General features: G+C 59.3%; 17 protein-coding genes. 9 read left to right on the top strand and 8 right to left on the bottom strand.

What is annotated here, in order from left to right:
- The first annotated feature begins 113 nt into the window (after positions 1 to 113).
- The 5 genes from GGD46_RS08745 to GGD46_RS08725 all read left to right on the top strand — a co-directional run bounded on the left by GGD46_RS08745 (position 114) and on the right by GGD46_RS08725 (position 6,574).
- Positions 114 to 1,373: a glycosyltransferase family 4 protein gene (locus GGD46_RS08745; protein ID WP_184703361.1), complete on the top strand. Its 1,260-nt coding sequence runs from the start codon at positions 114 to 116 to the stop codon at positions 1,371 to 1,373.
- Positions 1,370 to 2,515, top strand: a complete 1,146-nt coding sequence (locus GGD46_RS08740) for a glycosyltransferase family protein (RefSeq protein WP_246806244.1) — start codon at positions 1,370 to 1,372, stop codon at positions 2,513 to 2,515. Before GGD46_RS08745 ends, GGD46_RS08740 begins: the two co-directional genes overlap by 4 nt.
- Positions 2,516 to 2,753: 238 nt before the next feature.
- The gene (locus GGD46_RS08735; protein ID WP_184703359.1) at positions 2,754 to 5,468 is read left to right on the top strand and encodes an ABC transporter ATP-binding protein; all 2,715 of its coding nucleotides are present in this window, start codon (positions 2,754 to 2,756) and stop codon (positions 5,466 to 5,468) included.
- Between the two features lie 52 nt (positions 5,469 to 5,520).
- On the top strand, positions 5,521 to 5,997 hold the full coding sequence (locus tag GGD46_RS08730) for a cyclic nucleotide-binding domain-containing protein (protein ID WP_184703358.1): 477 nt from the start codon (positions 5,521 to 5,523) through the stop codon (positions 5,995 to 5,997).
- 52 nt (positions 5,998 to 6,049) lie between these two features.
- Positions 6,050 to 6,574, top strand: coding sequence for a hypothetical protein (locus GGD46_RS08725; RefSeq protein WP_184703357.1), 525 nt, complete (start codon positions 6,050 to 6,052; stop codon positions 6,572 to 6,574).
- A gap of 11 nt (positions 6,575 to 6,585) precedes the next feature.
- On the opposite strand, the gene GGD46_RS08720 is transcribed toward GGD46_RS08725, so the two are convergent.
- The 7 genes from GGD46_RS08720 to GGD46_RS08690 form a co-directional block, all read right to left on the bottom strand.
- The gene (locus GGD46_RS08720; protein ID WP_184703356.1) at positions 6,586 to 7,728 is read right to left on the bottom strand and encodes a fumarylacetoacetate hydrolase family protein; all 1,143 of its coding nucleotides are present in this window, start codon (positions 7,726 to 7,728) and stop codon (positions 6,586 to 6,588) included.
- 178 nt (positions 7,729 to 7,906) lie between these two features.
- Positions 7,907 to 9,277, bottom strand: coding sequence for an alpha-glucosidase/alpha-galactosidase (locus tag GGD46_RS08715; protein ID WP_184703355.1), 1,371 nt, complete (start codon positions 9,275 to 9,277; stop codon positions 7,907 to 7,909).
- A gap of 18 nt (positions 9,278 to 9,295) precedes the next feature.
- Complete coding sequence (locus tag GGD46_RS08710; RefSeq protein WP_184703354.1) at positions 9,296 to 10,966, bottom strand: ABC transporter ATP-binding protein; 1,671 nt, start codon at positions 10,964 to 10,966, stop codon at positions 9,296 to 9,298.
- 13 nt (positions 10,967 to 10,979) lie between these two features.
- Positions 10,980 to 12,107, bottom strand: coding sequence for an ABC transporter permease (locus tag GGD46_RS08705; RefSeq protein ID WP_184703353.1), 1,128 nt, complete (start codon positions 12,105 to 12,107; stop codon positions 10,980 to 10,982).
- The gene (locus GGD46_RS08700) at positions 12,107 to 13,117 is read right to left on the bottom strand and encodes an ABC transporter permease (RefSeq protein ID WP_184703352.1); all 1,011 of its coding nucleotides are present in this window, start codon (positions 13,115 to 13,117) and stop codon (positions 12,107 to 12,109) included. Before GGD46_RS08700 ends, GGD46_RS08705 begins: the two co-directional genes overlap by 1 nt.
- Before the next feature lie 156 nt (positions 13,118 to 13,273).
- Entirely contained in the window at positions 13,274 to 15,358 is a 2,085-nt protein-coding gene (locus GGD46_RS08695; RefSeq protein WP_184703351.1) for an ABC transporter substrate-binding protein, read from the bottom strand.
- 137 nt (positions 15,359 to 15,495) lie between these two features.
- The gene (locus tag GGD46_RS08690) at positions 15,496 to 16,962 is read right to left on the bottom strand and encodes an alpha-glucosidase/alpha-galactosidase (RefSeq protein WP_184703350.1); all 1,467 of its coding nucleotides are present in this window, start codon (positions 16,960 to 16,962) and stop codon (positions 15,496 to 15,498) included.
- 210 nt (positions 16,963 to 17,172) lie between these two features.
- On the opposite strand from GGD46_RS08690, the gene GGD46_RS08685 reads away from it, so the two are divergent.
- Positions 17,173 to 18,075 (top strand): AraC family transcriptional regulator, encoded by a 903-nt coding sequence (locus GGD46_RS08685; RefSeq protein WP_184703349.1) that lies wholly within the window; start codon positions 17,173 to 17,175, stop codon positions 18,073 to 18,075.
- A gap of 196 nt (positions 18,076 to 18,271) precedes the next feature.
- Entirely contained in the window at positions 18,272 to 20,515 is a 2,244-nt protein-coding gene (locus GGD46_RS08680) for a glycoside hydrolase family 2 protein (RefSeq protein WP_184703348.1), read from the top strand.
- A 21-nt stretch (positions 20,516 to 20,536) separates the two neighbouring features.
- On the opposite strand, the gene GGD46_RS08675 is transcribed toward GGD46_RS08680, so the two are convergent.
- Positions 20,537 to 21,451 (bottom strand): GntR family transcriptional regulator, encoded by a 915-nt coding sequence (locus GGD46_RS08675; protein WP_184703347.1) that lies wholly within the window; start codon positions 21,449 to 21,451, stop codon positions 20,537 to 20,539.
- A 360-nt stretch (positions 21,452 to 21,811) separates the two neighbouring features.
- Between GGD46_RS08675 and GGD46_RS08670 the strand changes: the two genes are divergently transcribed.
- Together GGD46_RS08670 and GGD46_RS08665 are read left to right on the top strand one after the other, a co-directional pair.
- Positions 21,812 to 22,831, top strand: a complete 1,020-nt coding sequence (locus tag GGD46_RS08670) for an aldo/keto reductase (protein WP_184703346.1) — start codon at positions 21,812 to 21,814, stop codon at positions 22,829 to 22,831.
- 268 nt (positions 22,832 to 23,099) lie between these two features.
- Positions 23,100 to 24,089 carry an ABC transporter substrate-binding protein gene (locus GGD46_RS08665; protein ID WP_184703345.1) on the top strand — a complete coding sequence of 330 codons (990 nt, stop codon included), beginning with the start codon at positions 23,100 to 23,102 and terminating at the stop codon, positions 24,087 to 24,089.
- Positions 24,090 to 24,276: the final 187 nt, after the last annotated feature.

Raw genomic sequence — 24,276 nt, 5'->3', positions numbered from 1 at the left:
CGAGCATAGGCGCGAAGCGATGTTCGCGTTCGAAATTGCGTGAAGACAACGAGATAGAGTATTGCCGCGGCTCCGTTGAAAGCGGAAATGCCTGGGATCATCGAGACCTTTTGATGCGAAAGAAAATACTGGTAGTCCTCAAGGGCTATCCCCGCCTGTCGGAAACCTTTATCGCGCAAGAGCTGCTCGGCCTGGAAAGGGCCGGATTTGATCTGACGCTGATTTCGATGCGAAAGCCGACGGACAAGAAGCGCCATCCGGTTCACGACGAGATCAAGGCGCGCGTGGTCTATCTGCCTGAGTATCTGCACAACGAACCGCTGAGAGTTCTGCGCGCTTTCTTTGCCAGCATTGGCAAGCCCGGCTTCTGGCCGCTCGTGAAGCAATTCTGGGCCGATTTGAAGCGGGATGTTACTCCGAACCGCGTTCGCCGTTTCGGCCAGGCCCTGGTGCTGGCGCATGAATGGCCCGACGGCGGTGAATGGCTACACGCGCACTTCATCCATACGCCGGCCTCCGTGACCGCCTATGCCAGCATAATGACCGGCGTACCCTGGACCTGCTCGGCGCATGCCAAGGATATCTGGACCTCACCCGACTGGGAGCTTTCGGAAAAGCTCGGCCGCGCCCGTTGGGCAGTCACTTGCACGCGCAGCGGTTTCGAGCATATGCGCGATCTGACCGACATGCGTGACAACGTGTATCTGAGCTATCATGGCCTCGATCTCGATCGCTTCGGCCCCTTCGCGGGCGAGCATTCCAATCGTGACGGTATGGATGCGGCCGACCCCGTTTTTATCCTCAGCGTCGGCCGCGCTGTGGAGAAGAAAGGGTATGACGTATTGTTGAGGGCGCTGGCTCTGCTGCCAGGTGATCTCCATTGGCGTTTCACCCATATTGGCGGTGGCGACGGACTCGCAAAGTTGAAGGCGCTTGCCGAAACACTCGGCATTGCCGGCCGCATCGCCTGGAAGGGTGCCTTGGCGCAGGAAGAGGTGCTGGCGCATTACCGTCAGGCGGATATTTTTGCACTCGCCTGCCGCGTTGCCGCAGATGGCGATAGGGACGGCCTGCCGAACGTGCTCGTCGAGGCTTCCAGCCAGTGTCTCGTGTGCATCTCCACCAATATTTCGGGCGTTCCAGAGCTGCTCGAAGATGGAGAGAACGGTCTCGTCGTTCCCCCGGAGGCCCCCCAGGCGCTTGCGGCAGGGCTGGAATCAGCGATCCGCAATCCGATGCTGCGCCACAAGCTTGGAGATGCGGCGGAAAGGCGGGTGCGCGAGCATTTCGATCATCACGCCAGCATTCGGCAATTGACGCGGCTGTTCGAAGAGCAGTGGCAGAAGGAAGACCAATGGCGGAAATCCGCATGACGTCAGCAGACATCCGTCCCTTGCGTATATTCTTCTATGTTCAGCATCTGCTCGGAATTGGCCATCTTGCAAGAGCCAGCCGCATTGCTAGCGCCATGACCGCGGACGGCTGCCAGGTAACTGTCGTTACCGGCGGCATCCCGGTGAGTGGCTTTCCAGGTAGCGATGTGACCTCGGTTACGCTGCCGGCGGTGGTCGCCAGCAGTTCCGGTTTTTCCGGGCTCGCCGATCAATCCGGCAATCCAGTCGATGAAGCGTTCCTAACACAGCGCCGCGAGCGTCTGCTTGAGGCGTTTCGGCACGCAGCGCCGGACGTCGTCGTCATAGAAGCATTTCCCTTCGGGCGCCGGCAGATGCGTTTTGAGCTGCTGCCCTTGCTGGACGCGGTTGCCAAGGCTGATCCGAAGCCCCGGCTTTATTCGTCGGTGCGCGATATCCTGCAGCAGCAGAAGAAGCCGGGACGCGACGAGGAGACGGTAGGGCTGCTGCGCGATCATTTCGATGGCGTTCTCGTCCACGGGGATCCCCACTTCATCCGGCTGGAAGAGACATTCCCTCTGACCGGTTCTATCGCCGATAAGATCGTCTACACCGGGCTTGTGGCACCTGCGCTGCCTCCCGAGCCTGTCGAGACCTTCGATATTGTCGTTTCCGCTGGCGGCGGCGCCGTCGGCCGTGATCTTATCCGCGCCTCGCTTGAGGCGGCGAGCCGAGTGGCGACCTCGCATCGCTGGCTGCTCGTCACCGGCCCGAACCTGCCGGAACAGGATTTTGCGGATTTGACCAAGGATGCACCTGGTAATGTCGAAATCGTGCGCTTCCGCAAGGATTTCCCTTCATTGCTGAGAGGGGCGGAGCTGTCGATTTCCCAAGCCGGTTACAACACGGTTGGCGATCTCCTTGTCACAGGCTGCCGCGCCATTCTGGTGCCGTTCACCGCCGGCGGGGAGACCGAGCAGTCCGTGAGGGCCGAGCGGCTTGAGAAGCTTGGTCTTGCGCAGGCGCTACCCGAGGCCGGACTGACCACGGATCTGCTGGTCAGGGCGGTCGAGACCGCCTTGTCGCGGCCCAAGCCTGGCAGCGCTGATATCGACCTCGGTGGCGCGGCCAGGACCTCGGCTATCATTCGCCAGATCGCGTGAGCGCCGAGATGGCGCAATGATCGATATATCCTGCCGTTTTATGTTCCTGGATTCCTGCAATCTTGTGATATAAATCGAAAAATCGATGAATCGGGGGGAGCGTGGACGAAAGACCGGGCAGCGTCCCTTTTCACAATGGGGCCACGCATCCGCAACAAGCTCATCCTGCATTTCTGTAACATCGGTGCCGGCATCTCGCCGGCGCTGGGCGATTGAATCTGAAAGCCTGCAATAAGCGATGGAAAAAAGCCTAGCGCGTTACATTTGGTCGAATACCCGACTGGAGCAGATTTGGATACTGCTTGTTGTCGCCGCTTCGATGATTCCGTACTTCCTGTCGTTCGACCTGCCGAAGCAGATCGTCAATGGACCCATTCAGGGTAAGGGCTTCGAGCATCCAGGCGACACGCAGACCTTCATGCACATTGCCTTCGACGTACCGTTGATCGGTCATATCGAAGTGTTCCACGGATTCCAGCTTACCCGCATGTGGATGCTGGTGGCGCTGAGCCTGGTGTTTCTGGCCCTTGTCGTGCTCAACGGCCTCTTCAAGCTCTATATCAACACCTACAAGGGCCGGCTTGGCGAACGCATGCTGCGCCGCATCCGTTTCGAGCTGATTGATCGGGTGCTGCGGTTCCCGCCGGCGCATTTCAAGCGGGTGAAGCCTGCCGAGATTGCAACGATGATCAAGGACGAGGTGGAGCCGATGGGCGGTTTCACCGGCGATGCCTTCGTTCAGCCAGCGCTCCTGGGTGGCCAGGCGGTGACGGCCCTCGTCTTCATCATCATGCAGAATTTCTGGCTGGGCATGATTGCCGCAGCCATCGTCGCAGTGCAGGCGATCGTCATTCCGCGCATGCGCAAGCGCCTTTTGGAGCTCGGTCGCCAGCGACAGCTGACGGCGCGCGAGCTTTCCGGGCGCGTCGGCGAGATCGTCGACGGGATCGGCACGATCCATGCGAACGACACGACGAACCTGGAGCGCGCGGATATCGCGCAACGCCTGGGGCTGATCTTTTCGATCCGCTATGATCTTTACCAATGGAAGTTCATGGTGAAGTTCATCAACAACTTCCTCGCGCAGGTCACGCCGTTCCTGTTCTATCTGGTCGGCGGCTTCCTGGCCCTGCAGGGTCGGCTGGATATTGGTCAGCTCGTTGCCGTCATCAATGCCTACAAGGATCTGCCCGGTCCTCTCAAGGAACTGATCGACTGGGATCAGTCGCGCCAGGATGTACAGGTGAAATATAATCAGGTTGTCGAGCAATTCAGCGTCGACAATCTGATCGACCCGAAGATCCAGGTTGTCTCGCCAGCGCCGGCCGGCCGCATTACCCATTCGCTTCTCGCGACCAATGTGACCGTCGTCGACGACAGCGGCGCGCGTGTACTCGACCACGTATCCGTCGAAATCCAGCCCGGGGAAAAGGTTGCGATCGTCGGCGACAGCGGTGCCGGTGGCGAATATCTGGCTGAAGCCTTCGGCCGGCTGGTCTGGCCGGACAGCGGCCGTGTTTCGATTGATGGACGTGACATATTGGAGCTGCCGGAGTCGCTGACCGGGCGGCGGATCGCCTATGCCTCATCCGAGACCTTCTTCTTCCACGGTACGTTGCGCAGCAATCTGCTCTATGGCCTCAAGCACGCGCCACTTATTCCCCCCGCCTATAGTGAGGAGGAGGCGACCAAAGCCAAGTGGCAAATGAACGAGGCGCGGCGAGCTGCCAATCCGGAACTCGATCTCAATGGCGACTGGGTCGACTATGCCGCTGCGGGAGCGAGCGGCCCGGAAGATATCTATTCGGTGATCCGCCCTGTTCTCGATGCCGTGGCGATGTCTCAAGATATTTTCGACATGGCGTTGCGCTCGAATGTCGACACCGCATCACACCAGGATCTGACGTCACGCATTGTGGAATTGCGACAGGCGCTGCGGGAGCGGCTGCAGGAAGAAAAGCTCGAGGACCTCGTCGTTCCCTTCCAGTTCGACGCCTATAATCTGCAGGCGACCGTCGGCGAAAATCTGCTGTTCGGCACCCTGAAGCGGCCGCAGATGACCAACCGCAAGCTGGCCGCACATCCATATTTCCGGCAACTGTTCGCAGAAACCGGGCTGATCTCCGATCTCTATGACATGGGCCTGGAGATTGCGGAAAACGCCGTCGAACTCTTCACAGACTTGCCGCCGGATCATCCGTTCTTCCAGCAACTGACCTTCATGACGGCGGAAGATATTCCGACCTATGAGGCGCTGTTGCAGAAGCTGAATGGCAAGGGCTACGAGGCGGCAACCGACGACGAGAGATCGGCGATTATCCGGTTGAGCTTTTCCTACATCGAGCCCCGCCACCGTTTCGGTCTCCTGACGCAGATGCTCATGGAGAAGATCGTGCAGGCGCGTGCGAAATTCTATGAGAACATTCCCGCCGATCTTGCCAGCGTGATCGAGCGTTACGATCCCGAGCGCTTCACGGCATCGGCGACCCTGATGGACAATGTTCTGTTCGGGCGTATCGCGCATCAGCAGGCTAATGCCCCCGAGCGCATCCATCAGATCATGTTCGACGTCTTCGCGCGTCTCGGCATGCATGATGGTGTTCTGTCGATCGGCCTGGATTTCGACGTCGGGTCGGGCGGCAAGCGCCTGACGAACGTGCAACGGCAGAAGCTCAATCTCGGCCGTGCGCTTTTGAAGCGCGCGGACTATATCATCTGCAATCGCCCGCTGCCGGCGCTTGATCATCGTGTTCAGGATCAGATTGCCAGAGCCATATTGGGGGATCTCGATAGCGCGGGCTATTCACCGGCTGTCATCTGGGTCCTGTCCAATCCCAGTTTTGCCGAATTGTTCGACCGCGTGTTGGTGTTCGATCACGGCAACCTTGTCGAAAGCGGTTCAACGACCGACCTTTTAGAGAAAAACGGTATGTTCAAAGAACTGTTATCGTAATATCCTATCTCGACAGTGGCGTCTGGGGCCGAACACTGGGGGGTTGAAGCTCATGCTTCTGAAAGATGAAGTTGAAATGCTGAAGCGGGTGCCGATTTTTTCGCGCATCGCACCGGCGAAGTTGAAATTGTTGGCGTTTACGTCGGATCGCGTCAGCTACAATGCTGGACAAACCCTGTTTCATCAGGGCGATCAAGGCGATGCCGCTTATGTTGTTCTTTCAGGAACCGCTGATATTCTCGTCGACAGCCCCGCCGGCGAGATCAAGGTTGCCGAGGTCGATCTCAACTCCATCGTTGGTGAAATCGCCATTCTTTGCGACGTTTCCCGTACAGCGACAGTGAAAGCGACCTCTCGGCTGGAGGCGCTGAAGATCAGCAAGGAACACTTCCTGAAATTGCTCAGCGACTTCCCGGAAATGGCGGTCGAGATCATGCGCGTTCTCGCCGATCGTCTGAACCATACGACCTCAGAGCTTACGGCTGTTCGCAGCCGTTTGAGCCAGTCGCAGCCGATGTCCACGCATTGATACCAAGAGGTTGGGCGCTTGTGCCTTTGAGCAGCAGGCGCCTCATTGCGAGATGGCGCACTCAATTCCGAAATATGCGAAGCCCGAATTTGAGCGGCGATTTCTACTCGGCGATATTCCCGATCTTTCCGACAAGAGATTTCGACTGATCGAAGATCTCTATCTCGATGGCACGAGACTACGCCTGCGCAAGATCACCGGCCAGGATCGGGAGACGCAATACAAGCTCTGCAAAAAGTACCCGAGCGAGAGCGGCGAGCCGCTCGCAATCGTCAATATTTACCTGACGGCGCAGGAACATGATCTGTTCTCAGCGCTGCCCGCTAAAGGCTTGCGGAAGAAGCGATACAACGTCATTCCCTCCGCATTCTGCATTGATGTCTTCGAAGATCATCTTGCCGGCTTGGTTTTAGGCGAGCTGGAGCTGGAGTCGGCCGTTGCGCTCGAAACCTTCATACTCCCGCCCTGGGTCGGGCGCGACGTCTCGCGCGACCCGTTCTTTGCCGGTGGCAATCTTGCATCCATCGATGCCAAGCAATTGGCGACGAAACTGCTATCGCTTCAGTCTCGCACTTGATAGCTCGCGCCTCAAATCAATCCGCGCCGCGCGAGATTGCGCATCAGGTGCGAAGTGCCGAAAGTCCATGGTAGGCATTCGGTCGACAACAGCACGCGGTTTTGCAACGCGCCGAGCCTGTCGTTGGAGATGGTGACGATGTCACCGACCTTGTGGGTGAAGCCCTGACCAGGGGTGTCGCGATCTTCCACCGGCGCGAAAAGCGTTCCCATGAACAGCACGAGACCATCGGGATATTGGTGGTGGCGGCCGATGGTTTGCGCGACGAGATCGAGGGGATCGCGGCTGATTTCCTTCATCGACGAGCGGCCATGCAGCACATAGCCGTCCTCGCCTTCGACCTTCAAGTCGAGATCGGCATTGCGGACGTCGTCTAGACCGTAAGTCTCATCGAACAGACGGATGAAGGGGCCGATCGAGCAGGAAGCATTGTTGTCCTTGGCCTTGCCGAGCAGCAGGGCAGAGCGTCCCTCGACATCGCGCAGGTTGACGTCATTGCCAAGCGTCGCGCCTCTGACCCGCCCCTGACTATCGACTGCCAGGACGATTTCCGGCTCCGGATTGTTCCATTTCGAGATCGGGTGCAAGCCGACATCCGCGCCTGGTCCCATTGAGGACATAACCTGCGATTTGGAGAAGACCTCCGCATCAGGCCCGATGCCGACTTCGAGATATTGCGACCAGACACCTTCTTCGATCAGTGCCGCTTTGACCTTGGCGGCCTCAGGCGAGCCGGCCTTGAGGTTGCGCAGGCTGTCGCCGATCAGCGCGGTCACCTTACCGCGGATCGCTTCGGCGAGATCGGGATTACCGGCCGCGCGCTCCTCGATGACGCGTTCAAGCATCGAGCGGGCGAAGGTCACGCCGCAAGCCTTGATCGCCTGAAGATCGATCGGCGCGAGAAGATGGATTGCCGAGCGATCAGGTTTGGCTGCGAGAAGAGTATCGAGGCTACCGACCGCTTCGCCTTTCTGAGCGCGGACAAACGCAACCGGATCGTCCATCTCGACAAGATCGCGCATGGTCGGCGCTTGTTTCGAGGTGATGTCATGGAGCGCGCCGTCGCGGACAGTGACGAGGGCAGGGCCTTCAGCATCCGGACGCCAAATGCGACCGACGAATGTTCCTGTGGTGAATGTATCCGAGCTGGCCATGTCGTTCGTCTCCTCCAAACTGCGAGTGTTTCTAACGCAGTCGATCATGCCTTGTCATCGTCTTTCGATGTGTCATTCATTGCGTTTCGTATTTCCTTTTCCCTCGTGTGACCAAAAGCGTAAGGCCCCGCGGCAACACCGCGAGGCCTTTTGGGCCGCAAGCCGGGAGAGAGTGGCTTCAGGCGGCCTGAACCTTGCGATTGCCGCGTGCCCATTCCGGCAGCCATTCGCCATGGGCTGCCAGCAGCTCATCGACCAGCGACCAGATCTGGTCGAGATCGAGCTCGGCTGCCGTATGCGGGTCCATCATTGCGGCGTGGTAGATGTGCTCGCGATTTTCCGTCAACAGGGCCTTTACCGTCAGCTCCTGCACATTGATGTTGGTGCGGATGAGGGCTGTCAGCTGCGGTGGCAGGTCGCCGATATAGGTTGGCTGAATGCCTGATGCATCGACAAGGCACGGCACTTCGGCAGCGCAATTGCTGGGCAATGATGTTATGCAGCCATTGTTGCGGACGTTGCCATAGATGACGGAGGGTTCGCCGGTCCAGACTGAGTTGATGATCGAAGACGCATATTCCTTCGATTGCTTGACCTCGATCTTCTCGGCGGTGCGATATTCCTCGGCCTGGTTCTTCCAGCGTGCCACCTGCTCGATGCAACGCTTCGGATATTCGTCGAGCGGGATGCTGAATTTCTCGATCAGATCTTCGCGACCTTCCTTGATGAAGTAAGGCGTGTATTCGGCGAAGTGCTCGGAGCTTTCGGTGACGAAATAGCCGAGGCGGGTCAACATCTCGTAACGCACCTTGTTCGGGCAGCGTGGGTTCCAGCCGGGCTTCGGCGCGCGTCCTTCTCGGTAGGCACGGACGAGATCCGGATAGAGGTTGCGGTAGGAACCATCCGGCTGGCGATGCTCGAAGGCGAGGTAGAAGGCCATGTGGTTGATACCGGCCGAGCGATAGCGGATCTCGTCATAGGGAATGTCGAGATCGTGCGCCAGTTCCATGGCCGTGCCCTGCACGGAATGGCAAAGACCGACCTGCTTGATCGTGGGGTATTTCTCGCCAATCGCCCAGGTGTTGATGGCCATCGGGTTCACATATTGCAGCATGATCGCATTCGGGCAGACGGCGAGCATGTCCTCGCAGATCTTCCACAGATGCGGAACCGTGCGTAGGCCGCGCATGATGCCACCGACGCCGAGCGTGTCGGCAATCGTCTGGCGCAGACCATACTTCTTCGGAACCTCGAAGTCCGTCACGGTGCAGGGTTCGTATCCGCCGATCTGGAAGGCGACGACGACGAAGTGGGCGCCATCAAGTGCCTTGCGCTGATCGGTGAAAGTCTCAACCGTCGCTGGCGCGCCGAGCGTCGAGGCCAGCTTGCGGGCGACGATGGCGCTTTCTTCCAGTCGCTGCGGATTGATATCCATCAATGCGATCTTGGCTCCGGCAAGCGCCGGGCGCTGCAGGACGTCGCCGATAATGTTCTTCATGAAGACGGTCGAGCCGGCACCGATGAAGGTGATCTTGGGAGTGCTTGTCATTTCAAAATCTCCTGGATGCTATGAAGCTACCTCGAACGCCGCTCTGACGAGGCGTTCGGTGTAGGCGGTCTTGGGATGAGATAGAACGTCGTCGACCGGCCCTTCCTCCATGATCTTGCCATGCTGCATGACGATCACGCGATGGCAGAGGGCGCGGACGACCTTGAGGTCGTGCGAGATAAAGAGGTAGCTCAGGCCGCGCTCGTCCTGCAGCTTGCGCAGCAGATCGATGATCTGGGCCTGAACGGAGAGATCGAGCGCCGAGGTCGGCTCGTCGAGCAGAATGAATTCCGGCTCGAGTGCGATGGCGCGGGCAATTGCGATGCGCTGACGCTGGCCGCCGGAAAACTCGTGCGGGAAGCGGGAGAGGATATTGGCGGGCATGCCGGCACTGACGAGTGCGTCCTGCACGCGCTCCAGCCGCTCGGCCTTGTTGGCGCCGATATTGTTGACCACCAGTCCCTCGGAAATGATCTGACCGATGGTCATGCGCGGATTGAGCGACGAGAACGGATCCTGAAAGACGATCTGCATACGGGACCGCAAAGGCCGCATCTCGGCGCGAGATCTGCCGTGTATCGCTTGCCCGTCGAAGAAAATCTCGCCGCTATCGGCATCGATGAGGCGCAGGAGCGCCTGGCCGAAGGTGGTCTTGCCGGATCCGGATTCCCCGACCAGCCCGAGCGTTTCATGACGGCGCAATTCCAGATTCAGGCCATTGACAGCGACAAGCTCGCGCATATCCGGCTTAAAGAAGCTTCCATGCCGCAGCATGAAAGCAACCTTGACGGACTTTCCTTCGAGCACGGTATCGCAGTTCGGCGGCAGTGGTTTTGCTCGGCCGCGCGGCTCCGACGACAGGAGATGCTTCGTGTAGGGGTGCTGCGGATGAGCAAACAAGGCTTCTGTCGTATTGTGCTCGCGCATTTCTCCATGCTGCATCACGTAGACGTAGTCGGAGAACTGGCGCACGACGGTCAGGTCGTGGGTGATGAGGATCACCGCCATGCCGAGCTGCTTTTGCAGGTCGCGGATGAGGTTCAGGATCTGTGCCTGCACGGTCACGTCGAGCGCCGTCGTCGGCTCGTCGGCGATCAGCACGTCCGGGTTGTTGGCAAGCGCCATGGCGATCATTACGCGCTGGCGCTGACCGCCGGATAGCTGATGCGGATATTGCTTCAGCCGCGCTTCCGGATCGGGGATCTGCACCTGCTTCAGCAAGTCGAGAGCCCGTTTCTCGGCGTCCCGGCGGCTGACCTTGCGATGAACCCGGATCGCCTCGACGATCTGGCTGCCGATGGTATAGATCGGGTTGAGCGAGCTCATCGGCTCCTGGAAAATCATCGAGATGCGGTCGCCGCGCAGCTGTCGGCGCGCTCGCTCCGAGAATTTCAGGACATTCTTGCCATCATAATGAACGGTGGATTTGTCCGAAACCACCGCGCGCTTGGTCAAAAGCCCCATCACCGTGCGGGCGGTCACCGACTTTCCCGAGCCAGACTCGCCAACGATGGCGATGGTCTCGCCGCGATAGAGCTGGAAGGAGATGTCCTTGACGGCATCGACCATGCCGTCCTCGACCTTGAATTTGACGGCGATATTGCGGGCATCGATAACGGGCGCGACGGCTCTTTCGCCGGCGTCGAAGCGAAGGTCTGGAGCGAAGGGATTGATGAGTGCGAGAGCCATATCCGTTCTCCTCTCAATAGGGATCGATCGCGTCGCGCAGTCCGTCGCCGAGTGCATTGAAGGCGAAGACGGTGACGAGGACGAAGGCGACGGGCGACAGAATCCAGGGGTAGGAACCGATGACCGAGTAGGTCGACGTATCCTGCAACATCAGACCCCAGGAGATCAGCGGCGGCTTGACGGCAAAGCCCAGGAAACCCAGGAAGGATTCGAGCAAGACCACGCTCGGGATCGCAAGCGTCACGGCGACGATGACGTGGCTCATGACGTTCGGGAATATGTGCTGCAGGATGATGCGCCGGTCGGTGGCCCCGATCGCCATCGCTGCTCGCACATAGTCGATCCTTGCCAATGCCAGTGTCTTGCCGCGAACCTCGCGTGACATCTGCGCCCAGCCGAGCGCAGACATGACGATGATGACGAAGGCAAGAAAGACGTTGGTCGGCGCTGTCACGGGGATCAGCGACGTCAAGGCCAGATAAAGCGGCACTTGCGGGAAGGCGAGAACGACCTCGACAAAGCGCTGGATCCAGGTATCGAGCACGCCGCCGAAATAGCCAGAGATCATGCCGATGCTGGTGCCGACAATCGTCACGATGGCGACGACCGTGAGAGCGATCATCAGCGAAATGCGAGAGCCGTATATGGCGCGTGACAGCACGTCGCGGCCGAACTTGTCGGTGCCGAGGAAATGCACAGGACCGCCATCGGTCGTGCCGAACAGATGCCGATTGCCGGGGATCAGGCCGAACAAATAGTAGGGATCGCCTTTGACGAACAAGCCGAGCAGGCGGGGATGATCGTAGTCTGGACCGACGATCGGCTGGAATGTGACGGGATCGAGATCGGTGGTTTCGACCAGTGCGTAGACGCGGGGCTGGAAGACGATATTACCTTCTTTGTTGTGAAAGCTGATAACTTGCGGCGGCGCGAAGCCGGTGTCGGTCGCCTTGGGATCAAGTGGCGCGACGAATTCGGCGAACACTGCCATTAACAGCAGCAGCACGACGAGGATAAGGCCACTCATGCCTGTCCAGGACCGCTTCAGGCGGCGCCAGACCAGTGCGATGTAGCTTTCGCCACCGCCTTTGTGCTTGACCGTTTCTTCGGGCACAGGCGGGGAATTGCTGAAGGCGAGCATTAGTGGATCCCTCCCTGTTGGCGCACGCGCGGATCGAGCAGGGCAAGCAGCATGTCGGCGATGATATTGCCGATGATGAGGGTTGCCGAAAGCACCATCATGAAAGTTGCCGTGACATAGACGTCGCCGACCGCCATGGAGCCGACGATAGCCGGCCCCACTGTGGGCAGCGAGAAGATGATTGCGGTCTCGATTTCACCGGTCAGCATGTAGGGAAGCACGACGCCCTGATACATGATCAGCGGATGCAGGGCATTCGGCACGGCATGGCGCATGACGACCGCACCGCCGGAAAGACCTTTTGCCCGTGCGGTTTCGACATATTGAGCGTTCAGCGTGTCGAGAAGATTGCCGCGCATGACGCGCATATTGTAGGCGAGGCCGCCGAAGGTGGCGATCGCAACGACCGGCCAGACATGCTTGACCAGATCGACGAACTTGGCCCACGACCAGGGCGCACCACCATATTGCGGCGAGAAGAAACTGCCGATCTCCGAGACGTTGAGCTGGAAGACAAGGATATAGACGATGATCAGCGCCATCAGGAAGCGCGGCACCGTCATGCCGAGAAAGGAGACGCCGGCCAGCAGATTGTCGACCCAGCTATATTGGCGCGTCGCTGCCCAGATACCGAAACCTATGCCGAGAATGGATGCGAATATGTGGCACACCAGCGCCAGCGCCAGCGTTCGCGGCAGGCGCTCGCCGACGACATCGGCAACCGGCTTGTTGTAGACCATGCTGTAGCCGAAATCGCCTTTGGTGACGATGCCGCCGACCCAGTTGAAATATTGGACGATCATCGGCTTATCGAGGCCATGTTCCTTTCGATAGGCCTGCGCCTGGGCATCGGCCTGTTCGAAGGACGCGCCGCCCTGGTTCATCAATTGCGAGCGGATGTAATCGGCATAGTCGCCCGGCGGCGCCTGAATGATGGCGAATGTCACCACGCTCAGGATAAAGAGCACGGGGATCGCTGAGGCTATGCGAACGAGCAGGAATCGTAACACGGGACGGTTCGCTTCTCTTTGATGCTGTCGGCACTCTCGCTCCTTGCGGAGCATGTGCGCCAGCGGTTCATTTTACCCGGCGATAGCTGATCGCTGGATGTCTCGGGTCCCATGGCAGCCGGCATCATGCCGGCCGCCATGGGGTCTCGTGCGACCTTACTTGATCGGACCGGCGCTGCCCGGGGCACCCGGAAGCTGGTCGGCGAACAGCTCGTATTTGCCCTGCTTGTCTGCCGCGACCCACAGACGCTCGCGCAGGACTGAGTCCTCTGCCCAGTTGAACAGGAAGATCGGCGTACCCGGAGGAACGTTGGAGAAGCGCTTGTTGATGATCAGCGCACCCGGATATTCGGTCAGGCCGATATTGTAGAGGTTCTCGGTCGACACCTTCTGGAACTGCTTCATCAGGGCGACACGCTCTTCGCTTTTCTGCGACTGCGTGAACTTGTTGACGATATCGACCATGTCCTTTTCGAATGGCATCAGATCGACTTTGCCGTCCGAACCGGCGCGATGGTTCCAGCTCGTGCGCGGACCGACCGGAGCGAGCTGCTCGGTGTTCTGCACGACGGAAGCGAGTTCCGTGGTGTTGCGCCGCACCATCCAGTCGAAGCGGCCGCTATAGTTGGCATCGTCACGCTGGTTACCGTCGAGGGCGTTGATGACGACGCGCAGCCCGAGCTTCTCCAACTGGGCGATCACGCCTTCGGCGAGACTCTTGTCCGTCGTATAGCCGCTGTTGACCAGAAGGGTAATCTCGACGTCCTTGCCGCCATTGACGCCGGCCGGAAAATTGACGATGCCATCGCCATCGGTGTCCTTGAGGCCGGCCTTCGCCAGTTCGGCTTTGGCGGCGGCAAGATCGAACGGATAATAGACCGTGGAGTTGCGATCATAGAAGGTGCTGCCGGACGACAGCCCGCCCGGATAGATCGCGGTGAACGGCCCCTTGACCAGAGATTCGCCAAGCGCTTTGCGGTCGAGCGCCATGGTGACGGCCTTGCGGAAGTGCTCGTTGCGGTTCAGGTCCCTGACGGCCTGGCCGCGCGCATCCGGACTACCCCAGCCGTTGGCCGAGAAATTCATCTGCAGATTATAGCCGATGAGACGAGGGCCGAAAGCGAGACGGGCCGGCGCTTCGGACTGCGCGGCGCGCTTCAGCGAGGCAACGAAGTTTTCCGGCTGCTCGAGGTTGGAGAAGTCCCCCGAGCCGGCAACGGCTTGCACGTCACGGTCTGCCCAGGTCGAGAGCTTATAGTGCAGCTCGTTGAGGTAAGGCAGCTGATTGCCCTTCTCGTCGACCTTCCAGTAATAGGGGTTGCGGCGCATGACGATGATGTCGTCGGAGCGATATTCGACCGGCACCCAGGCGCCCATGACAGGCATGTTCATGAATTCCGGCGGGAAGGCATTCTTGAACTGCTCGTAGGTGTTCTTCGAATATTTCGGGTGCTGCGGCTTCAGGATATGTGAAGGGCCGGGGCAGAAGGTGCCGTAGGCCATGGCATAGAGATACTGCCTCGGAAACGCATCCTTGAAGGTCCATTCGACGGTGTAGTCGTCGATCTTCTTCAGCGTCGTGCCGGCCCCGAACGTCTCAGGGCTCGCGCCGTTCAAGGGCGAGACGTTGTGATCGTTGACCTCGTCGTCCCAGTAGAACATCAGGTCGTCGGCATTGAAGGGCACGCCGTCGGACCACTTCGCGCCTTCGATCAGGTGCATGGTGAGCTTGTGGCCGTCCGTCGACCAATCCCAGCTCTTGGCGAGGTTCGGCAGCGGCTCGGTATCCTTAGCCTCGACCTGGAAAAGCGGCGCTGTGCGCGTCAGGCATTCGGAAAGGCCGATGTCGATGCCGCCCCAGCCCTGGCTCTGGCCGCCCGTGTAATTCCAGCCTTCCGGACGGCCGCCGATGACATGGCGCAGCGTGTCACCATAGACGCCGATGCCGTCGGGCATGTTGCCGGTCTTAAAGACAAGCGGTTCCTTCGGGAGGCGATCCTTGACGGCCGGCAGCTTGCCGGTCTTGACGAACTTGTCGGTGACCCAGGAAGGTTCGTGGTAGTCCGGCAGCGCCTTGAACTCCAGGATGGAGCTGCGCTCGACATATTTGATCTTGCCTTCTGCGGGGAAGACCGGCGGAACGGGTGGCACTGTCGGCTCGGCCGCATGAGCGGTGATCGCGATTGCGGATGTGGCAATCGTCAACGCGGCGAGAAGGCCGATCGGTCGAAAATGTCTCATCTTGTTCTCTCTCCCAAATTCGCGAGCGTTCCGTTCGAGGCCTCGCGTTCCTCCCTTGAAACGAAAGATGGTCGGTTGAGGCGGAATATCCCCTTAAGACCCCGCCTCAACACCTTATCTTTCGGCCTGCATGTTCACTAACCCGCCTGCTTCAGAGCGGCCTTTTCCGCGCGCAGCTCCTCGATCGAGCGGACATTGCGGCTCGCCGCGCCCTTCCAGTCGCGCGTCTTGACCTTGCTGCGCGACAGGCGATCCTTGGCGTCTGCCACTGCATGAGCGTATTGCGGCAGCCAACGTGCTTCGGCGACGACCATTTCGTCGACCATCTGCCAAACCTCCTCCGGTGTGGCGACGGCGCCGACCAGCGGGTCGTGCAGGACGGCGAGCTTCAAGAGGTCGATATCGCCGCTGATGGCGGCATGGACCGACATGCGCTGAACGTTGATTGAGGAAATGCAGGTGGCGGCACATGCCTCGGGCAGTGTGATGCCGGCCACCATGTTGATGCCGAAGCGATCGACGAAGCCGGGGGATTCGATGATGGCATCGGCGGGCAGATTGGTGATGACGCCATTGTTCTTGACGTTGAAATGGCCGCGATAGACGCGGTTGGTTTCGAGCGCTTCAAGGATGTGGCTCGCATGCTCATTCGAGCGGCGCGCCGGATCGATCGGCTGGGAGGCACTATCGAGGATCTGCGGGAATTCCGTCTCGAACCAGTTGCGCGTCTCGGTGGAGTGACGCAGATAGCCGCCCGTCTCGCCATGGATCCAGTCCGACATGTCGATCCACTTGTTGATCTCGTCGGGACGCTTGCGATACCAGGGCAGGTACTCGGACAGGTGGCCGTTGCTCTCGGTCGAATAGACGCCGAAACGCTTCAGCACGTCGATGCGCAGCTTTTCCTGCTGCGAGAAGACCGGATGTGCTTCGAAGGCAGCGACCAGCTCATCCTTGCCGATCTTGCGGCCATTGAGGCGCAGATCGACGAACCAGGTCTGATGGTTGATGCCTGAGCAGATATAGTCGAGCTCGCTTTTGTCCTTGGCACCGAGCACTTCGGCAATCTGTTCGGCGCCGTGCTGGACGCCATGGCAAAGGCCGATCGTGTCAACCTTGCCGTATTCGATCGCCGCCCAGGTGTTCATCGCCATCGGGTTGGCATAATTCAGGAATTTGGCGCCGCTCTCGGCGACCTCGCGGATGTCCTTGCAGAAATCGAGGATGACCGGAATGTTGCGCTGACCATAGAGAATGCCGCCGGCGCAGATCGTATCGCCGACGCATTGGTCGATGCCGTATTTCAGCGGAATACGGATATCTTCGGCGTAGGCCTCCAGGCCGCCGACGCGAACGCAGCTGATGATGTAGCGGGCGCCTTCCAGCGCCTTGCGACGATCCGTCGTGGCCGTCACGCGTGTCGGCAGCTTGTTTGCCTCGACGATCCGATCAAGGATCGCCTTGATCATCGTCAGATTGTGCTCGCTCACATCAGTCAGCGCAAATTCGACGTCGCGGAATTCCGGCACGCAGAGAATGTCGGTGAACAGCTTTTTCGTGAAGCCGACGCTGCCAGCGCCGATAATAGCGATTTTGAAACTCATGATCCTCACCTTCAAGTCGGTCGAACAGGCAGCGGCAGGGGGATAACAGCTTTTTCGCCCCATGACCGCATCGCTTGCGAAACGGGCCGAAATCGTGGTTTTTCCTCCAAACGCCGATCCTCCTCGGCGGTCAAGCGCTGTTTTCTGGCGGGATTATGCCTATAATCACCGAAGGGAACAGAGAACTATTATGCTTTCAAGGGTAATTTTGTGCTGCAGGAATTGATCGATAACGGACAGGTCATGCGGACGGTTTCGCTGCCACGCGGACGCCACCGGCTGCATGCGATGCCGACCAGTGCGGGCTATGAAATCCGGCAGGACGAGCCCTATGATTGGGATGGGCGCCGCCGCGGCCAGACGCCTTTTACCGTGCTTCAGCATACCATCAGCGGCACCGGGCGACTGCGTTATGAAAGTCGCAATCATCGTGTGAGTGCCGGCGATACGCTACTTGTGCTCGTACCGCACAATCATCGCTACTGGCTCGAGAAGGGCGAGCGCTGGGAGTATTTCTGGATATCGATGAACGGCGAGGAAGCGTTGCGCATCCATCGTCTGATTTTGTCTGCGGCAGGTCCGGTCTTGAAGCTGCAGCAAGCGACCATCGATCACCTTGCCGATTGCAGTCTGCGGCTGGTCAGGGGCGCGAGGACGCCCGCGTCGGCTTCAGCCATCGCCTATGAGGCCGCCATGGCGCTCTATGACGACGTTTTTGGTTCGCATGCCTTTGCCGCCGATCGTTCAGCCATGCAGATCGTCATCGACCACATTGACGCCAATCTCGACAAGCCGCTTCCTGTCGACGAGCTTGCCAGGGTAAGCGGCCTCAGCCGTGCGCATTTCTCCCGCGTCTTTGCTGAAAGCGAAGGGGTGCCGCCGGCGGAATTCGTGCTGCAGCAGCGCATGCAGCGGGCGGCAAAGCTGCTCACGAAGGCCGCTTTCATTCCGGTCAAGGAGGTGGCGATCATGTCGGGTTTCGATGACGCCAACTATTTCTCCAAGGTGTTTCGCCGCATCTACGGCATCAATCCCACAGAATTCCGCACAACAGGCATGTATGCAGCGGTGCGCAGCCCTGTCGAAGAGGGAAAAGGCAGCCGCAACCGGTAGGCTGCCGCGGGGCGACCGGCGTCGCCGTTGTTCAAAGTCGAAGAACTGTAATCCGCCAACCGGTCGCATTGCGTGTCGGCGACGAGCCTGTATAGATATCGCCCCGCGGCACAATGCTAGCCGCGCCTCGCACCTGATTTTCCATGCAATATGTGTTCTTCCCCCGATGTGACGGGCTTAATCGATAGGACTGAATATGCGCTCAGTTGTTGCCTTCAACCAATCCTGGACATTTCGCGAAGGGTTTTCCCGGGCCGATGCAGGCCGTTTGCAGGAGGGCCAACCCGTCACGCTGCCGCATAGTGCCATCGAGCTGCCCTTCAACTATTTCGACGAGAAATCCTATCAGCGTGCCTTCACTTATCAGAAGACAATCGTCTGGGACGAGGCCTATACAGGTCACGAGATATCGCTGGTTTTTGATGCAGCGATGGCTGATGCCGTCGTCTATCTGAACGGCGAGGAGATTGTTGCGCACAAGGACGGTTACACGCCGTTCGAGGCGCGCCTGACCGGACGTCTGCGAGAGGGCGAAAACCTCATCACCGTCAAGATCGATGGGAGCGAGAATCCTGAAATCCCGCCCTTCGGCGGCCGGATCGATTACCTGACCTATGCGGGGATCTACCGCGATGTGTGGCTGAAGCTCACGGATCCCGTCTTTATCGACAATATCAAGGTCGAAACCGCTGATGTCCTTTCCGACGGTAAATCTGCGACCGTCCGCTGCGATATCTCCAATCCGCAAAGCCTCGCCTTCAACGGCCATGTGAAAGTGACCCTGCGGTCCGTCGATGGCAAGGCCATTGCTTCGGGCGAGGCGGCCACATCAGGCGAAAGCGTAACGCTCAGCTTCGATGGTCTCTCGGGCCTATCGCTTTGGGATCTCGATAATCCCGTCCTCTATTCGGCGGAGGTGGAGCTTGCGAGTGATCGCGGCACGGATCGTCATGCCGCGACGTTCGGTTTCCGCACGGCAAGCTTTACCGCCGAGGGCTTTCTCCTGAACGGTAAAGTGCTGAAGCTGCGTGGGCTCAACCGCCATCAGGCGTTTCCCTATGTCGGCTATGCCATGGGCCGTTCGGCCCAGAAGCGCGATGCGGAGCTGATGAAGCATACGCTTAAATGCAACATCGTGCGCACCTCGCATTATCCTCAGTCAAAATGGTTCCTCGACCATTGCGACCGTATCGGCCTGCTCGTCTTTGAGGAAATTCCCGGCTGGCAGCATATCGGCGATGAGGAGTGGCAGCAGGAATCGATCCGCAATGTGCGTCGCATGATCGAACGCGACTGGAACCATCCCTCGATCGTCATCTGGGGCGTGCGCATCAACGAGTCCCAGGATTCTCATGAATTCTATGCCGAAACGAACCGGTTAGCGCGGGAGCTCGATCCGACGCGCCAGACCGGCGGCGTGCGTTACATTACCGAGAGCGAGCTGCTCGAGGACGTCTACACGATGAATGATTTCATCCTCGGCAATGAGGAATTGCCCGGCGCCAACCGGCCGCGCACGCCGCTCCGGCCGCAGCAGGAAAATACCGGTCTTGCCAGGGATGTGCCCTACCTGATCACCGAGTTCGGCGGCCATATGTATCCGACGAAGATCTACGATCAGGAGCAGCGCCAGGCCGAGCATGTGCGCCGGCATCTGGAAGTGCTGAATGCCGCCTATGGCGATCCGTCGATCTCTGGCGCTATCGGCTGGTGCATGTTCGACTATAACACCCATAGCGATTTCGGCTCGGGCGACCGCATCTGCTACCACGGCGTGATGGACATGTTCCGCGAACCGAAGTTCGCTGCCTATGTCTATGCCAGCCAGTGTGAGCCATCCGAAGAGGTGGTCATGAAGCCCGTGACGATCTGGGCGCGGGGCGAGCGCAACATCGGCGGCGCTCTGCCGCTGATCGTTCTGACGAATTGCGATGAGATCGAGCTGCGTTATGGTTCGCTTACCAAGCGGCTGACGCCAGACCGGGAGACGTTCCCGCATTTGCCGCATGCGCCCGTTGTCTTCGATCACCGGTCCTTCACGCCAGACGAGCTTGGCGTTTGGGGAATGGAGTGGGAGGATGTGCATTTCACCGGCTATATCGGCGGCAAGCCGGTGGTCGAGCAGCATATGGTCGCCAATCCGCTGCCGACCTCGCTTCAAGTCGACGCCGATGCTGACACCTTGCGCGCAGGCGAACGCGATACGGTGCGCGTCGTTGTGCGCGCGCTCGATCAGGCCGGCTCGCGCCTGGCTTTTCTCAATGAAGCCATCACCGTCAAGGTCAATGGTCCGGCGAAAGTCGTCGGGCCGGCAACGCTGGCTTTCCAAGGAGGAACCACAGGTTTCTGGTTACAGGCAACGGGCGAGGTCGGCGCCGTCGAGCTTGAAGTCTCATCTCCGCGCTTTGCCAGCCAACGCGTGCATCTGATCGCTAAGTGAACCGTCAGCCGGCTCGGCCCGTCAAGCGGCTGAGCCGGCAGTATTATCTCCCGTGCTTTGCGGAATGGATTGCAGCAGCGTCTGCCTTGCCGAGGCAAGATGCGTACGGCAGGCGGCGTCGATCCGTTGCGGGTCGCGCGATTGCAACGCCGCGATATAATCGAGATGTTCGGCGACGGCGCGGGCATTGCGCTCGCGCGCGAAGGCCTTGTTCCACTGGAAGTGATAGTGGAACACGATGGCAATGACATCGTAAAAATCGGCAATGAAACGATTGCTTGAGGCGCGGTGGATGAGCAGGTGGAACTTCTCGTCGAGGCGTGAGAAGTCGCGGTAATGCGCATCGAAATCCTTCAGCAGCGCATGATGTTCGCGCTCGATCGCCTTCAAATCCTCCCAAGCGCGGTGGCTTGGAGGCAGGCGGCCGAATTCTGCGGCAGAATGCAGCTCGAACATCTCGCGCACATCAGCAAGCTCAAGTGCGAATTCGCTGGTGAAGCCCTTGAGGATCCAATGGCTGTTCGGCCGTTTCTCGATCAGGCCGAAGCGGCTGAAGCGGATGAGGAATTCGCGCACGACGGATGTGCCGGTGCCGATCTCACGCGCCAGTTCCAATTCGTTGATCTGCATGCCGGGCTGGGCTTCATCGGACATGATCCGCATCATGAAGCTGCGCTCGATAATGTCGTGCAGGGAATCGGTCTCTTCCTTCGGAAAGAAATCAGCCTCGTTTGGCAGGCGCAGTACGGTCTTCTGCCGCTTGTTCCAGAGAATGATCCCGGCGTCGCTGAGGCGCATCAGGATCGCGCGCGCCGTGCTGCGGCTGACCCCGAGTTCGGCCGCAATCTCGGGCTCGCTCGGCAGCTCCGTATCGGCCTTCAGGCGGGCCGCATAGCGGTTGTAGGCCTCCTTGAAGAGCGTGTTTTGTCTAGCCATTTTCCCCTCGCGTAGCATCGCCGTGCTTTGCTGGCGGCGCTGTCTGAACCATGTTCGAATGGCAGTCAATTGCAGGAGTCTTGTCCGGGCCTTCTTTGCCGCCTTCCACCCCAGCGGGCGGTGATTTCCTCGTTGACTCCAAATTGTTTATTGTAGATAAAAAACAAAATCAATTGGTGACGACTGTTGAGGGTTGTTCGATAACGCCGATGAATAGGGAGGGGATGGGGTGCCGTTGCAATCCAGGGCCGCTTGATATCGTATCGCACTATCGATGGACGTTGTTTGAAATAACGATAGCGGTTTCGTTGAGCCGTTCGCGACGGGAATTGAAATACCGCTCATCGTGAAGGAAGGGTGATGCAGACTAGGACAATAGGCAGGACCGATCTTAAGGTTACGGAGATCAGCTTTGGCGCTGCGGCGCTGGGAGGACTCTATCGTGCTTGCCCTCGCGATCAGGCAATGGAGACCCTGCAGGCCGCCTGGGATAGCGGCATTCGCTACTTCGATGTCGCACCCTGGTATGGCTTCGGCCTCGGCGAGCGCCGCGTCGGCGATTTTCTGCGTGAGCAGCCGGATGACAGCTATGTGCTGTCGACCAAGGTCGGGCGCCTGATGCATCCCGTGCCCAGCGATAAGGTGCCGAACTATGGCTATATCGATCCGCTGCCATTCGATGCGACCTATGACTATTCCTATGATGGGATCATGCGTTCGGTCGAGTTCAGCTATGCGCGCCTTGGTCTCAATCGCATCGATATTCTCTACGTGCACGATATCGGCAGCTATACTCACGGCAGGGCGCTGAACAAGCACTATCTCGGGCAGCTTCTGGGCTCCGGTCTGAAGGCATTGGAGGAGCTGAAGTCGTCGGGTGCGATCAAGGCCTATGGCCTTGGCGTCAACGAAGTGCCAGTTTGTCTCGATGTCATGCACGCCGCTGATATCGACTGTATTCTCATGGCCGGGCGCTATACTCTGCTGGATCGTTCCGCCGTTGCCGAGCTGCTGCCGCTTTGTGAGAAGAAGGGAACATCGCTGGTCGTGGGTGGCGTTTTCAACTCCGGCATTCTGGCGACGGGTCCGGTGCCTGGTGCGCATTTTGACTATTTGCCGGCAACGCCGGAGATTTTGGCCAAGGTTGGGGGGATGGAGGAGATCGCCCGCAAGCATGGTGTACCGCTCGCTCAACCGGCAATTCAGTTCCCGCTGCGCAATCAAAGCGTAGCGTCGGTGCTGATCGGTACGGCGAAGCCGGAAAGTCTTGTCCGCAATATGCAACTCGTGGAGCCGAGGCTCCCGGACAGCCTCTATGCGGAATTCGAGGGATTGACTGTGGTCGCGCCTCCGTTGGGAGATGAGGCGGTTCGAGTCTAGAGCAATTCCAGGAAACATGCGCAGCGGTTTTCCGTCCAGAATTGCGTGAGACAGCAGAGGGAGCGGTTTTGCATTCCTAAACCGCTCCAACAGATTGGGAGCTATCGAGCCGCCGGGAGAGGCGGCTTCGAGGAGGAGGAAAGCCTGTTTTGGCGTCGGTGGCCTTCCCGCCGCGCGATGCGTGACGCCGCAAGGCGTCGCGATACCGAGCCGTAAGCGTTCAGCGGCCGGTGTGCAGGAGAGTAGAGCGCGTTGAGAGGAGAAGCAGATGAAAATTGCCAAGTCACTTCTGTCCCGCCGCAGCTTTGCCGGTCTTGCCGGCGCTGCCATCATCGCGATGGCGATGCCGGTGCAGTCCTTCGCGGCTGACGTGACCATTCCGATCATCGTCAAGGATACGACGTCCTTCTACTGGCAGATCGTTCTTGCCGGCGCCCGCCAGGCAGGCAAGGATCTCGGCGTCAAGGTGCCGGAACTTGGCGCGCAGTCGGAATCCGATATCAACGGCCAGATCAGCATTCTAGAAAACGCCGTTGCCGGCAAGCCGGCGGCGGTTGTCATTTCGCCAACCGAGTTCAAGGCGCTCGGAAAGCCCGTGGATGAAGCGGCCAAGTCCGTACCGGTCGTCGGCATCGACTCTGGTGCCGATTCCAAATCCTTCGTCTCGTTCCTGACGACCGACAACGTTCAGGGCGGCCGTATCGCCGCCGACGGTCTTGCTGCGGCGATCAAGGGCATGACCGGCAAGGAAGAGGGTGAGATCGCCATCATCACCAGCCTGCCGGGCGTCGGCTCCCTCGACCAGCGCCGCCAGGGCTTCCTGGAAGAGGTCAAGAGCAAGTATCCGGGCCTGAAGGTCGTTGCCGATAAATATGCGGACGGTCAGGCAACCACCGGCCTCAACATCATGACCGACCTGATCACGGCCAATCCGAAGCTTGTCGGTGTCTTCGCCTCCAACCTGATCATGGCGCAGGGCGTGGGCCAGGCGATTGCCGAAAACAAGCTCGGCGACAAGATCAAAGTCATCGGCTTCGACAATGACGACAAGACCGTGGGCTTCCTGAAGTCGGGCGTTCTTGCCGGCCTCGTGGTCCAGGATCCGTATCGCATGGGTTATGACGGTATCAAGACGGCGCTCGCCGCCTCCAAGAAAGAGAAGGTCGAAGCCAATGTCGACACTGGCGCCAACCTGGTGACCAAGGCGAACATGAGCGATCCGAAGATCGACGCCCTGTTGAATCCGAAGGTCAAGTAAGGCTCCGAGGCTGCACCCGATCCGTCGGGTGCAGCTCTTTTCGTCTAGAGCCGGATGATTTTAGGTCTATTCGACGTAAGATCTGATTGCGCTCTAGCATCAAGAAGGTGGAGCGTGATGCCGAAAACCGCTTACATTTTTCGGCCTCATGCTCTGTCCGCTTCCTGGGCGGCTGCGTGGTGATGCG

The sequence above is a fragment of the Martinezella lusitana genome (assembly GCF_014207095.1).
Lineage (GTDB): Bacteria > Pseudomonadota > Alphaproteobacteria > Rhizobiales > Rhizobiaceae > Rhizobium > Rhizobium lusitanum_B.
The sequence above is the reverse complement of the archived record's forward strand: the minus strand, read 5'-3'. Positions and strand labels throughout refer to the sequence as shown.